This is a genomic window from Amycolatopsis sp. PS_44_ISF1, from assembly GCF_032335455.1.
Classification (GTDB): Bacteria; Actinomycetota; Actinomycetes; order Mycobacteriales; family Pseudonocardiaceae; genus Amycolatopsis.
This window is the reverse complement of sequence record NZ_JANUXO010000001.1, coordinates 2,409,159-2,422,773: the sequence shown is the minus strand read 5'-3', so window position 1 is coordinate 2,422,773 and position 13,615 is coordinate 2,409,159. Positions and strand designations below refer to the sequence as shown.

At 73.1% G+C, this 13,615-nt stretch carries 9 protein-coding genes; 5 read left to right on the top strand and 4 right to left on the bottom strand.

Annotated elements, in window-relative coordinates; translation table 11 throughout:
- The first annotated feature begins 312 nt into the window (after positions 1–312).
- From NYF13_RS11095 to NYF13_RS36680, 4 genes are all read left to right on the top strand, one after another.
- Complete coding sequence (locus NYF13_RS11095; protein ID WP_315656112.1) at positions 313–1,866, top strand: hypothetical protein; 1,554 nt, start codon at positions 313–315, stop codon at positions 1,864–1,866.
- A gap of 16 nt (positions 1,867–1,882) precedes the next feature.
- The gene (locus tag NYF13_RS11090; protein ID WP_315656111.1) at positions 1,883–2,584 is read left to right on the top strand and encodes a class F sortase; all 702 of its coding nucleotides are present in this window, start codon (positions 1,883–1,885) and stop codon (positions 2,582–2,584) included.
- 510 nt (positions 2,585–3,094) lie between these two features.
- On the top strand, positions 3,095–5,086 hold the full coding sequence (locus NYF13_RS11085) for an SDR family oxidoreductase (protein WP_315656110.1): 1,992 nt from the start codon (positions 3,095–3,097) through the stop codon (positions 5,084–5,086).
- A gap of 120 nt (positions 5,087–5,206) precedes the next feature.
- The gene (locus NYF13_RS36680; protein ID WP_396286945.1) at positions 5,207–7,075 is read left to right on the top strand and encodes a cell division protein DivIVA; all 1,869 of its coding nucleotides are present in this window, start codon (positions 5,207–5,209) and stop codon (positions 7,073–7,075) included.
- 121 nt (positions 7,076–7,196) lie between these two features.
- On the opposite strand, the gene NYF13_RS11075 is transcribed toward NYF13_RS36680, so the two are convergent.
- The 4 genes from NYF13_RS11075 to NYF13_RS11060 all read right to left on the bottom strand — a co-directional run bounded on the left by NYF13_RS11075 (position 7,197) and on the right by NYF13_RS11060 (position 9,968).
- Complete coding sequence (locus NYF13_RS11075; RefSeq protein ID WP_315656109.1) at positions 7,197–8,522, bottom strand: amidase family protein; 1,326 nt, start codon at positions 8,520–8,522, stop codon at positions 7,197–7,199.
- 97 nt (positions 8,523–8,619) lie between these two features.
- Complete coding sequence (locus NYF13_RS11070; RefSeq protein ID WP_315656108.1) at positions 8,620–9,255, bottom strand: response regulator transcription factor; 636 nt, start codon at positions 9,253–9,255, stop codon at positions 8,620–8,622.
- A 153-nt stretch (positions 9,256–9,408) separates the two neighbouring features.
- Positions 9,409–9,726, bottom strand: a complete 318-nt coding sequence (locus tag NYF13_RS11065) for a hypothetical protein (protein WP_315656107.1) — start codon at positions 9,724–9,726, stop codon at positions 9,409–9,411.
- A gap of 2 nt (positions 9,727–9,728) precedes the next feature.
- On the bottom strand, positions 9,729–9,968 hold the full coding sequence (locus NYF13_RS11060; protein WP_315656106.1) for a WXG100 family type VII secretion target: 240 nt from the start codon (positions 9,966–9,968) through the stop codon (positions 9,729–9,731).
- Positions 9,969–10,226: 258 nt separating this feature from the next.
- On the opposite strand from NYF13_RS11060, the gene NYF13_RS11055 reads away from it, so the two are divergent.
- Complete coding sequence (locus tag NYF13_RS11055) at positions 10,227–13,496, top strand: BTAD domain-containing putative transcriptional regulator (RefSeq protein ID WP_315656105.1); 3,270 nt, start codon at positions 10,227–10,229, stop codon at positions 13,494–13,496.
- Positions 13,497–13,615 lie beyond the last annotated feature (119 nt).

Below are 13,615 nucleotides of genomic sequence, written 5' to 3'. Positions count from 1 at the left end.
GGATCTGCTGGCACCTTGCATCGGGTTCAACGACCGGCCGGGCCGGCTGGTTCCCGTCGAGTAAAGAAAACTTTACCCCGTTCCCCGATCGTCGCCGCTCAGCCGAGCCGGGTCCCACCGTATGCGACCGGGATCACGACCGTTCACCGCAGGTCACCCGATGGACCCTAGACATGCGGGGTGGACTGACGGGACTCTTCACTTCGCGTGTTCGAGATCCAGCCGAAGGCGTGTCGGGGAGCTAGTCGATCGTGTGGCCTGCGATGACGCACAAGGCGTGGTCGGGGCGCGTGAATAAGGAGTCAACACACCATGGGGTGGACCTTACGCCCGCGTGCGCGGCTGCGCGCAGTCACCGGCCTGGTCGCCGCGGGCCTGCTCGGCGCACTCTCCGTCACCGCCGTGGGCACCACGCCCGCGCTCGCGGCGACCCAGGAAGGCGTCGGGCACGCCGTCACACCCGGTCAGCCGATGTCCCCGCGCACGCCGAGCCGGAACTGGCTCGGCTCCTACATCGTGGGCGGCAAGCAGGTCTTCTGCGTCAGCTTCCAGCTGAAGGCCCCGGACACCGACGAGGTGTACAAGCCGGGTGACGAGCTGCTGACCAAGTGGGGCGACAAGATCCCCGCCGACCAGGCGGCCAACATCTCCTACCTGCTGCTGCGCTACGGCGACACCAAGGACGCCGACCAGGCCGCCGCGCTGGCGCACCTGCTGCACTCGTGGACCTCCGCCCCGCGCCCGGGCCACGACGACCTGAACCCGAGCCTCACCGCCGACAAGATCGGCTACGACGCGCCGTTCCACCTCGCAAAGCTGCAGAGCCAGGCCCCGGCGGCGGCGGACGACGTCACGAAGATGACCGCTGACGCGGAGACCAACCGCGGCCCGTGGACCACCTCGGTCACACCGCCGAAGACCGTCCAGCACCTCGGCCAGGCGGCGACCTGGACGATCAGCGTCAAGAACGCCAAGGGCACCGGCATCGCCGACGTACCGGTGAAGATCACCGCCGCCGACGGGACGCTGGCCACCGGCGACGACGCCAAAGCCCGGACCACCTCGGACAGCGCGAACAGCACCGACAGCACGAACGGCGCCGACAACACCGGCAGCACCGACACCAAGGGCAGTTCGGCCGGGCCGGGAGCGCCGACCGAGACCACCTTGAACACCGGCGCGGACGGCACGATCTCGGTCAAGGTGACCCCGACCGGCGACCAGCCGAAGCTCTCGACCTCGCTCACCGCGCCGGCGGACCGGCCCTACGTGCAGGCCCCGACGATCAACACCGGCGTGCAGAACGTGGTGTCGACCGGTGGCGAGAAGAAGCTGACCGCGACCGGCACCGTCGCGGTGGCGAAGCCGGGCAAGGTCGCCGTCACGAAGACGGACGCGAACACCGGCAAGGGCATCGGCGGCACCGCGCTGCGGATCACCGGCCAGGACAAGAAGACCGCGGCCACCGGGCAGGACGGCAAACCGCTGAACGGGCCCGACGGGCAGCCGGTCGTGGTCACCACCAGCGGGGACGACGGCGGGGTGACCGTGGAGAACCTGCTGGCCCCGCAGGACGTCTGCGTGGTCGAGGTGAGCCCGCCGCCGGGTTACGAGAACGCGTTCGACAAGAACAACCCGCCCTCGGTGTGCGGCTCGTTGAAGCCGGGCGACACACTGGCGCTCACACTGGTCAACAAACCGAACGAGGTGCCCCACGCGATCCCCGCCGGCGACCAGCCGGTGGCGATGGCGAAGGGAGCCATCGACACGGGTTACTCCCTGCCCGCACTGATCGGGCTCGGGGTGCTCGCGCTCGTGGGCTCGGCTCTGGTCGGCTTCGCCGCCCGGCGGGCCTCCCGGCGGTAACGAGAGCGGTAGGGGTATGGCAGCGAAAGGCCGGCTGATCGCCGGTTTCGTCCTCGGCGCGGCGAGCGTCCTCACGGTGGAGCTCGTCACCGTCGTGATCAGCGCGCCCCCGACGGCGGTGGTGGCCGGCAGTGCGCAGCCGGCCCCCACCGCCGCTCCGGCGCGCCAGGACGCTCCGGCGCCGCCGGCGATCTCCTCGTCGGCGCCGCCGGCTCCTCCGTCTTCGTCCGCGCCCCCGGCCGCACCGGCGGAGAACCGGCAGCCGCCGTCACCCGGCCCGCAGCAGCCGGGCACGATCCGCCTTCCCGGCGGCGGCACGGCGGCGATGGTGCGCCAGGGCCTCGGCCCGGGCAACACGCTGCCGGTGCCGTCGAACATCGGCCAGGCCGCCTGGTGGGGCGCCGCGCTGGACGCGGTGAGCGGGGCCAGCGTGTTCGCCGGCCACGTGAACTGGCGCGGGGCGACGGGCCCGTTCGCCGAGCTGTGGAACGAGCGCATCGGCGGCGTGGTGACCATAGTGGACAGTGCGGGCCGGCCCGCCCGGTTCCGCATCTCCCAGCTGGTCACCGTGCACAAGAACGACCTCGCCACCCGCGCCGACGACCTGTTCGGCCAGGCCGGCCCCCACCACGTCGTCCTGGTCACCTGCGGCGGCCGCTGGGTCGGCGGCAGCGACGGGTACGAGGAGAACCGGGTGGTCATCGCCGACCCGGCTTGATGCCGAGGGCCGATGGGGGCCACCCGGCGCCGGGAGCCCATTACGGCCCAGCTTCGCGAGACCGGAATTCGGCCGCCCGGCCAGGTCCACCGCTGATTCCGCCTCCGTCGTCATCCCTCGGTCGCCGGCCGGGCGTATTTCCTGGCCGCCGGCCGGGCGCCCCCACCCGGTCGCCGGCCGGTCGTCACTCCGTCGCCGCCGGGCCGGCCACCCGGTCGCCGCTGGTCCAGCTGCCCGTTCGGGCCGTTGCGGCGGCACCCGCGCGCACACCTGCGCCACCAGCCCGTGTCGTGAGGGGGACTTTCGCACCCGCCCCAGGCGTCGCGAACGGCCCGTTCGCACCGCTCGCCGGAACCAGTGGCCGCGGAAAAACGCGGTTCGACCTGCGGAAATCCGGCCGAGCAAAAAGCTACCTACGAGTATTTGCCCTCGGGCAAGCGGTGGTCAGCACGGCATCGATGCAGCAGAATGCGCAAGGGTTCCAGCAGTGCACGGCGGAGGGTGAGACAGATGGCGACGTTCTTGGTGACCGGCGCGACCGGGTTGATCGGCCGCCAGTTCACCCGGCTGCTGCTCGCGCGGCCGGACGCCGATCGGGTCGCGCTCGTGGTGCGGTCGTCGTCGCGGGAGCGGCTTTCCGCGCTCGTCGACGGGTGGCCGCACGCCGAGCGCGTCAGCCTGGTGACCGGTGACCTGTCCGAGCCGATGCTGGGCGTCTCCGAAGGGGACCGCGAGAGCCTGCGCGGCGTCGACCACGTGGTGCACCTGGCCGCGCTCTACGACCTCACCGCCGACGACGAGGCCAGCGTCAAGGCCAATGTGGACGGTACCCGGCACGTCGTCGACCTGGCCTCGGACCTGCGCGCCGGCTGTCTGCACCACGTCTCCTCGGTCGCGGTCGCCGGGGACCACGCGGGGCTGTTCAGCGAGGACATGTTCGACGTCGGGCAGCGGCTGGTCACGCCGTACCACCGCACCAAGTTCGAGGCCGAGAAGCTGGTGCGCCAGCAGCACGAGGTGCCGTGGCGGGTGTACCGGCCGGCCGTGGTCGTCGGCAACTCCGAGACCGGCGAGATGGACAAGGTCGACGGCCCGTACTACCTGTTCCCCGCGATCAGCCGGCTCGCCGGGCTGCCGGACGTGCCGCTCGTGGGACCGGACCTCGGCGACACCAACGTCGTGCCGGTCGACTACGTGGCCAAGGCGCTGCTGCAGCTGGTGACCACCGACGGGCTCGACGGGCGGGCCTTCCACCTGGTCAACCCGGAGCCGCAGCCGGTCGTCTCGGTCTACAACGCCTTCGCCCGGGCCGCGGGCGCGCCGACGATCACCGCGCAGCTCGGCGGGCGGCTCTCCAAGGGCATCGTCGGGCTGGCCAAGCTCAGCGAGCACATCCCCGGCTTCACCATCGCGCGCGACGCGGTGATGGAACGCTTCGGCATCCCGCCGGTGCTGCTGGAGACCATGGCCTTCCCCTCGGTGTTCGCTTCGGCCGAGACGCGCAAGGCGCTGGCCGGCACCGGCGTCGAGGCGCCACAGCTGGAGGACTACGCGGCAACGCTGTGGCGGTACTGGCGAGAGCACCTGGACCCGTTCCGCGCGCGCAAGCACGGCCCGCGCGGTGAGCTCGACGGGCGGCGCGTGATCATTACCGGCGCTTCCTCGGGCATCGGGCGGGCGACGGCGCTGAAGGTCGCGGAGGCGGGCGGCGTCCCGCTGTTGGTCGCGCGGAGGCAGCACGAGCTGGAAGAAGTACGCGACGAAATCGTCGCCGCGGGAGGCACGGCCTCGGTGTACCCGGCCGACCTGACCGACGAGGACTCGGTGCGCAAGGCCGTGGACGCGATGCTGGCCGAGCACGGCCGGATCGACATGCTGGTGAACAACGCCGGCCGCTCGATCCGCCGGTCGATCAAGCTGTCCTACGATCGCATGCACGACTACGAGCGCGCCATGGCGATCAACTACTTCGGCGCGGTGCGGCTCATCCTCGCGGTGCTGCCGCACATGTCCGAGAGGAAGTTCGGGCACATCGTCAACGTCTCGTCGATCGGGGTGCAGGGCATCGCGCCGCGCTTCTCTGCCTACGCCGCGTCGAAAGCCGCGCTGGACTACTTCTCCCGCATCGCGGCCACCGAGACGCACGGTGACGGGATCACCTTCACCACCATCCACATGCCGCTGGTGCGCACGCCGATGATCCGGCCGACCAAGATCTACGACGCCTTCCCCACGAAGTCCCCGGAGCAGGCGGCCGGCATGGTGATGAAGGCGCTGCTGGCCCGCCCCAAGCACATCGGCACTCCGGCGGGACAGGCGATCGGGCTCGCGTACACGCTCACGCCGGGCCTCACCGACGCGATCGCGTACCAGGGTTTCCGGATCTTCCCGGACTCCGCGGCGGCCGGTGGCTCGGGGCAGCTGAAGATCGGCCGTGGCGAGAAACACCTCTCCAAGGCGGCGATGACGCTGGCCCGGTTGTCCCGCGGCTTCCACTGGTAGTCACGAGGTCCGCCCGGGTGAGGCCGTTCAGGGGAAGATCACCGGGGCGGGCCCGACACGGGGCGGTGAATCACCAGTCCTGACGGCGGCGACTCAATGTGCGCGGGTACGGTCGGGCGCATGGTTCCCGAGCGAGACAACGGCCTCCTGCCCGTGCGGCGTGAGTACACCGAAGCCTGGCGCGGCTTCGATCGCAACGAGGTGCGCCAGTACCTCGATCATCTGGAGGCGCAGCTACGCCGGCTGCTGGGTGACCGCGACGCGGCGGCGGCACAGGTGAGCACGCTCGCGCGTGAACTGGAGTCCGCCCGCGGCGAGGTGACGAAGCTGCAGGGCCGGGTCGAGGAGCTGATGAAGCCGCCGGAGCGGCTCGAGGACCTGGACGAGCGGATGCAGCGCACCGTGCAGCTGGCGCAGGCGCGCGCGGAGGAGATCACCAAGCGTGCACAGGTGGCGGCGGAAAAGCACTGGGCGTCGTCCACCGAGGCCTCGACGAAGCTGCGCGAGCGCTACACCCGGCTCGTCTCCGAGCTGGACAAGCAGGCCGAGGCGCTGCACTCCGAGCACGAGGAGGCGCTGAAGGAGACGCGGGCGGAGGTGCACCGCCTGACCGTCGAGGCGGCGCAGCGCCGGGAGCTGCTCGACAACGAGGCCGAGCGCAAGCGCCGCAAGATCGAGCGCGACTTCGAAGCCAAGATCACCGCGGAGCGCAGCGCGCACGAAAAGCTCATCGCCGACCAGCACACGGCGAGCAAGAACCAGGCCGAGCGCCGCATCGCGGAAGCCACGGCCGAGGCCAAGCGCCGCGTGGACGAGGCCACCGCGGAGGCCAAGCGCCGCCTGGACGAGGCCAGCACGCAGGCCGCGCAACGCACCACGGCGGCCACCCGCAAGGTCGAGCGCCTCGCCGAAATCCGCGAGCAGGCCCGCAAGAACCTCGCGATGGCCGACGAGGTCCTGGGCCGCAGCGAAGGCCTGCTGGCCACTCTGCCGGCCGAATCCGTGATCCCGTCCGCGTCCAAGCTGGTCGGCGGCGACGAACCCGACCTCCCCTCCGGCCCGGCCCGCGCTTCCGCCGGGGCCGCACCGAAGGCCGCTGGTCACGGCGGTGCTTCCGGCTCCGCGAACGGTGCCGGAGTCAAGGACGCTTCGTCCGGTGTCCCGGCCAACCGCGGCGGGGTCAACCGCGGGCCGGCCACCAACGGCAGTGCTCCGGCCGACCGCGGCACCGCCGCAGGCCCGGCCAAGCCCGGCGCGGCCGACGGCGGTATGGCCGCAGGCACCGGCGGCGGCGCATCAGCGGGCAACGGCGGCGCAGCCATCGGCACCGCCCCAGCGGCTAACCGCGGCGGCGCAGCCATCGGCAGCACCACGGCGGCCACCGCAGCCAACCGCGGCGGTGCGACCATCAACGCCACTCCTCCCACCAGCGGCAATGCAGCTAACAGCGGCAATGCAGTGGTCAGCGGCAATGCAGCTAACAGCGGTAGTGCAGCCAACGGTGTCAGTGCAGCTACCGGCGGCGGTGCCACCAACGGCGGCGCGACCGTCGGTGGTGCCCCGGTCAACGACGGGGTCGGTACCGGTGCGACCGGCCGCGGCGGTGCGAACGCAGGTGCAGGCAACGGCAGCGGCGCGACCGCTGGCGCGGGCAACGGCGGCGCGACCGCAGTGGCCCAGGGTGGTGCGGCTGGGAGCGGGGCTCCGGCCGGCTCGGTGAGTTCGGCTCGAGCGGCGGGACCGGTGGCCGCTTCGGAGCCGAAGACCGGGGCGGAAACGGGCTCGGTGGACTCGCCGACCATGCCGGCCTCGCCGACGGTCAAGCCCTCGGCGGGCAATCCCCTGGTCAAGTCCGGGGCGCCCAAGCCGAAGCCGTCTCCCGGACCCGGTGCGGCCCCCGGCAAGACGGCGACTCCCGGCAAGACAGCGACCTCCGGCGGTGGGTCCGACAAGCCGCTTTCCCCGGCGGCCGGCAAGCCCAGGGCCTGAGCACCTTTCCCCGGCGGCCGGCAAGCCCAGGGCCTGAAGCACCGGATCAAGCTCGCTACCAAGAATGCCCCGTCCGGCTGGGCGGGGCATTCTTGGTAGCGCGGCCCAATCCCGGGAAACCTCAGCCCGCGGTGGTGCGCGGCCAAGGGTTGACCGACTCCAGCTCGGCGGCCAAGCCCAGCAGCAGGCCCTCCCCGCCCGGGGCCGCGATCAGCTGGACCCCGGCCGGCGGGCCCTGGGCCGGGTCGTTGGTGATCGGCACGGTGAGGGCGGGGTAGCCGGCCAGGTTCCACCAGCCGGTGAAGAGGCCGACGCCCGCCGCGGCCGAGGTGTTCGCCCGGTGGGAGCGGGTGTGCCAGCGGTCGGCTTTCGGGGGCAGAGCCCCCAGGACCGGGGTCACCAGGACGTCGTGGTCGGCGAAGAACTCCGCCGTGCGGGTTTGCCACCGCGTCCGGGTGCGATCGCGCACGAGGTGGCGCGACAGGCGGCCCAAGCGGACGTGGGTGCGGGTACGGGGTTGCAGGCGCGCGAAGTCGAACTCCTCGGCCTGCCGCGCCGGGCCCGCGGACCAGCGGGCCACCGCGCCGAGCATCGCGCCCGCGCTGTACTGCGGGGTGGCCTCGACGACCGTGTGACCCGACGAGGCCAGCAGTTGCGCAGCCCGCGACACCGCGGCGGTCAGCAAGCTCGGCAGCTTCGCCCGCACGACCGGGACCTGCGTGGACACCGCGATCCGCCTCGGCCCCGGCACGGTCGGCTCGGCCAGGTCCGGACGCTCCGCCAGCACCGACACCAGCAGGGCCGCGTCCTCGACCGTCGTGGCCATGGGGCCGTGCGTGGACATCCCGAACCAGCCCGGCGACGGCTCCCGCACCACCCCGAAACCCGGTTTGAGGCCGACCAGCCCGCACATCGCCGACGGCAGGCGGATCGAGCCCAGTCCGTCCGTGCCGTGCGCGATCGGCACCAGGCCCGCCGCGACGGCCGCCGCGCTGCCGCCGGAGGAGCCACCCGCGGTCAGCGCGGGGTCCCACGGGTTACGGGCAATTCCCGACGGATCGTCGCTCATCGGGAAGATGCACAGCTCCGGCACCCGGGTCAGGCCGATGATCACCGCGCCCGCCGCGCGCAGCCGGGAAGCGATCAGCCCATCGGCCGTGAACGGGGTTCGCGGGCCCGCGGCCGAACCGTGGCCCGCGTACTCGCCGGCGACCTCGAGGACGTCCTTCACCGCGATCGGCACGCCGGCCAGCGGCAGCTCGCCCAGATCCGGCCGCCGGGCCACCTGCGCGGCCTCGGCCGGCGCCTCCGCCCGCCGCACCCGCCGGAACGCCCCGACCACCCCGTCCGCCGCGTCGATGCGGGCCAGTGCCTCGTTCGTCACCCGCACGGGATCCAGTTCGCCCGCGCGCACCCCGCGGGCGATCTCCGCTGCCGTCTGCACCATGATCAGCACCCTAGCCGCGGGGCCCGGACCGGCGCAGGCCCGGAAAACGGGGCGGCGGCTCCGCGCCTGCCGCCGCCCCTGGACCGGTGGTTCCGGCTCAGATGGCGCCCGCGCGCAGGGCGTAGGCGACCGCGTGGGCGCGGTTGTTCAGCCCGCAGCGGGTCATCAAGCCGTAGAGGACGTTCTTCACGGTGCGCTCGGAGTAGCAGAGCTTCGACGCGATCTCCTCGGTGCCGTAACCCTCGGCCACCAGACGGAGGACGTCGCACTCGCGGGCGGCCAGGCCGGACAGGGTCAGGCCGTTGGGCTCCAGCACGTCGCGGCGCATGCGCTGCACCTGGCCGAGCAGGGCGCCCTGCAGCCGCGGCGGGAGGGTGGCCGTGCCGTCGCCGGCGGCGAGCACCGCGGCGACCAGTTCGGTGCCCCCGGTCTCGCGGCGCGGGAGGATGGCGACGATGCCGCACTCGATGGCCGTCATCAGGTCGCTCTCGCGGAAGTGGTCGGCGACGATCACCAGTTCGGGCCCGGCCAGGTGCTCGGACTCCCGGCCCAGCTCCTTCACCCGCGCCAGCACGCGGTCGGTGACGTGCTCCTCCATCACCAGCACCACGTCGGCCTGCGCGGCCGAGTCCTCGGACAGCACCTGCAGCTCGGGGCGGGTGCCCAGCAGGCTCACGGCGCCGGCCTTGGTGATCGGGTCCGAGGCGAGAACAGCGACTTCGACCAGCTTCACGAGTACTCCTACCGACCATCCGCGTTGACAGCGGTCAGTCTCGCTCCCGTGACTTCACGTTTTCTCCCCACCGAGCTCCACCGCCCGCGAACGACGTGAAGAATCTCGCCATCCGCCCAGCTCAGAGCGCTCCAGAGGAACGTGGGGGCCCCTTCACCGGCTCTGGGCGCCACCCGGCCGTTCGGGCTCGGCGGCCGGGTCGAAGGCCGGGTGGCCCGCGATCTCTTCGAACGCGTCACGGGCCCGGTCCAGGCACTCCGGCATGCGGTCGAGCGCGGCCGTCCACTCCCGCTTCGCGGCGCGGTAGCGGGCCGCGGCCTCGGGCGGCCAGCCGGCCAGCTCCTGCTCCACAGTGGATTCCAGCTCGGCCATCACGGCCCGCAGCCCGCCGGTCGTCTTCCCCATCCGGTCCAGGATGTCGTCGGCGTCGGGGAAGTCCGCGCCGCCGGGGGACCCGGCCCCGTGCGCCACGCTCAGCTCCCGCTCAGGCCGCCGGTCCGGGACCCCGTGCCACCGGTGGCCGCCATCAGGTCCTCGAGCCGGCCCACGATCACGTCGAACTGCTGCTCCCACTCGTTCATCGCCTGGCCGAAGCGGACCGAAGCCTCGCCCCGCCACGAAGTCTGCAGGGCCGCCATCCCACTGTTGACCTGGCGCAAGTGCGCGTTGGCGGATTCGATCGCCCGGGCGAACTGCCCCGCTGTGTCCTGCATGCCTCTCCTCGCCACTTCCCCAGCCCGCGTGGGGACACGCGGGGCACTACCAAGAGTGACCCGGGGACCGGCTCCGGTGGTACTGCGGTCCCGCTCGCTGTGCCCGTTTTTCGGCGATCCGTGTCTGCCGGGCCCCCGGTACGCGGTGCCGTGGCCGGGCGGGCAACCCTCCCCGAGGCCGCCGCGTCACCGTTTCGGGCGTAAGCTCACCACTGGCATCCGGCGTGTGACGATCCGTCAGCGCGTGAAGGGAGACCCATGTCGGCAGCGGACGGCGCGGCGCCAGGCTTCACCACGCCGACGGTCCAGCTGCTCGGCCCGGTCAAGGCCTGGCGCGGGGGTACGGAGCTGGACCTCGGGTCCGCCCACCGGCGCACGGTCTTCGCGGTGCTCGCCCTGTCCCCGGGCCGCACGGTCTCGCGCGAAGAGCTGATCGACGCGGTCTGGGGCGACGCTCCCCCGGCCAGTGCCCAGGGCAGCATCTACACCTACATCTCCGGCCTGCGCCGGGTGCTCGAACCCGGCCGGGCCCGCGGCGCCGGGCCGCAGCTGCTCGCGTCCATCGGCTCCGGTTACTCGCTGTGCGTGGAGCCGGAGACCATCGACGTGCTCCACTTCGAGGCGCTGCGCGAACGGGCCCACCGCCACCTCACCGCGAACGAGCTGCGGCCCGCGCGCCAGGTGCTCGACGAGGCGCTCGGCCTGTGGCACGGCCCGCCGCTGTCCGGGCTGCCCGGGCCGTTCGCGGCGGCGCAGCGGGCCCGGCTGGAGGAACTGCGGCTGACCACGGTGGAGCGGCGGGCGCTGGCCGTGCTCAACGACGGCGGCCACGACGAGCTGGTCGCCGGGCTGCGGGCGCTGACCCAGGAGCACCCGTTCCGGGAGACGCTGCGCGGGCTGCTGATGCGGGCGCTGGACGCCGGCGGCCACCGCACCGAGGCCCTGTCCGTCTACACCGACGTGCAGGACCGGCTGATCGAGGCGTCCGGCACCGAGCCCGGACCGGCGCTGCGCGAGCTGTACGAACGCATCCTGCGCGGCGAGGCCCGGCCGGCCGCTCCGCCGTCCACGCCACGACCTGCACCCGCGCCCGCCCGCGTGCCGCGGTTCCCGCTGCCGGTGCTGCCGCCGCGCCCGGACGTGTTCCTCGACCGGACCGACGAGACGCGGCTGGTGCGCGAAGCCGTCGCCGGGCTGGCCGGCGGGCTCGGCCGGTCGATCTGGGTGGAGGGCGAGCCCGGCATCGGCAAGACCGCGCTGCTGGCCGAAACCCTGGCCATGGCCCAGGAATCCGGGTACAAACCGGTGTTCGCCGCGGCCGACGCGCTGGACCAGCGATTCGCCCTGCGACCGCTGCTCGACGCGCTGGGCGTGCACCCGCGGGCCTCGGACCTGCGCCGCGCCGAGCTGGCCGTGGCGCTGTCGGAGAACCCGGACCAGGATCCGGCCGACGGGCTGCTCGGGCTGGTCCGCGAGCTGTGCGCGCACGAACCGCTGGTGCTCGTGCTCGACGACCTCCAGTGGGCCGACGACACCACGCTGCGCGTCTGGCACTACCTGAGCCGCGAGACGCGGCGGCTGCCGCTGCTGCTGATGGGCGCGAGCCGGCCGATCCCGCGGCCCGCCGCGCTGGAGGACCTGCGCGCGCAGCTGTCCGCCGACGGGGCCGACGTGCTCGAGCTGGCCGCGCTGCCGGAGAGCGCCGTGCGCGACCTCTCGGCCGGCCTGACCGGTGCCCCGCCCGGGCAGGTGCTGCGGATCCTCATCTCCTTTTCCGCGGGAAACCCGCGCTATGTCAAGGAAACCGTCGAAACGCTGCTGACGAACTCGATGATCCTGCTGGACGGCGCGCAGGCCATCGTCGACGGCAACAACTGCCGCTCCATCCCGAACCCGCTGGGCTCGCGCGTCACGCTCTACCTCAGCTTCCTCTCCGGCGGTACGCGGGACGTGCTGCGCTGGGCGGCCTTGCTGGGCAAGGAGTTCTCCCTGGCCGACATCGCGATCGCCACCGAGCGCCAGGCCACGGCGCTGGTCGGCGCGGTCGAGGAGGCGCTGGCGGCCGGGGTGCTCGTCGAGTCCTCGGACCGGCTGAAGTTCCGGCACCCGTTGCTGCGCCGGGTGCTCTACGAAAAGACGCCGGCCGCGATGCGGGTCGCGCTGCACCGCCAGCTGGCCGAGGCGTTCCACGGCGCGGGCGCGTCCCCGGAACGGGTGGCCGAGCAGCTCGCCGCGGCCCCGGTGCAAATCGACCCGTGGGTGACCGGCTGGCTGCTGCAGCACATCGGCTCGGTCGCCACCGGCTCGCCGCGAATGGCGGTGGACCTGCTGCGCCACGTCGTCACGCAGGGCGCGCTCCCGGCCGACGCGCGCGAGCCGCTCACCGCCACCCTCGCGCGGCTGCTGTTCTGGCTCGGCCGCGAACCCGAGGCCGAGGCGCGGTCGGTGGTCGCGCGCACCGAGGACAGCAGGCAGGCCGCGGAGATGCGCTGGATCCTGGCCTACATCTACTACCGGCGCGGTGAGTTCGCCGAGGCCGCGGAGGAGGTCCGGCGGACGCTGGCCGATCCGGACGTACCGGAGATGTGGCGGGGCCGCCACGAAACCCTGCGCGTGACCATCGAGCGGCTGGCCGCCGACGAGAACTCCCAGCCGGACCTGTCCGAGCTGGGGGTGCTCGACGGGCTGGACGACGTGGCCGAGCCGCTGAACACCGCCCGCCGCCTCGCCGCGACCCGCGCCGTGCCCGGGGAGATGCACCTGGCCGGCGCGGTGCACTACTACTGGCGCGGACGCTGGCCGGAGGCGCTGTCCGAGCTGGACACGGTGATCAAGGGCGGGGCGGAGACGGCGTCGTACGTGTTGCGCAGCCCGGGTTCGGCGCTGCTGGTGCACGGGGTCGGCGCGCTGATCGCCGGGCACCGCAACGAGCCGGAGGAGGCGCGCGCCCACCTCGACGCGGCGTCGCGCCAGCGCTGGCCCAACGACCTGGAGCCCAACGGCGGCGACTACCTGCTGGCGGCCGAGGCCCAGCTCGCGGAGCTGGAGGGACGGCCGGAGGCGGCGCTCGCGGCGCTCGCGCCGTTGCTGGACCCGGAGTACCCGCCTTCGGCGCGGCAGCAGTGGCTGCCGGACCTGGCCCGCCTGGCCGTGCAGCTCGGCGACCAGCGGGCGCACCAGGCGGTGCGGATGATGGGCGACGGGGACACCGCGGACGTGCCCCCCGCGCACGCCGCCGCCGCGGCCCACGTGCGGGGACTGGTCACCGGGGACCCGGACGCGATCCTCGGCGCCGCCGCGCACTACGAGCTGGCCGGCCGGGTGCTCAAGCACGCGCGGGCGAACGAGGACGCGGCCATCCTGCTCGCCGAATCCGGGCGGCTGGACGAGGCGAGGGCGGCGTTCCGGACGGCGCTGACGAGCTACACCACGCTGGGCGCGGTGTGGGACGTGCGCCGGGCCGAGGGGCGGATGCTGCCGTTCGGGATCCGCCGGGCCAACCCGGTGCGCCGCGCCGCGGGTGAGTGAATCGCGGCTGAAGCGATCGCTTCAATACGGAAAAACGGCCACCACCCGCCGATCCCGCTCATGTGAGCGGGCGGACCGGCCATTTCGGCCGACATTCCACCGGACACTGTGGAATGTCG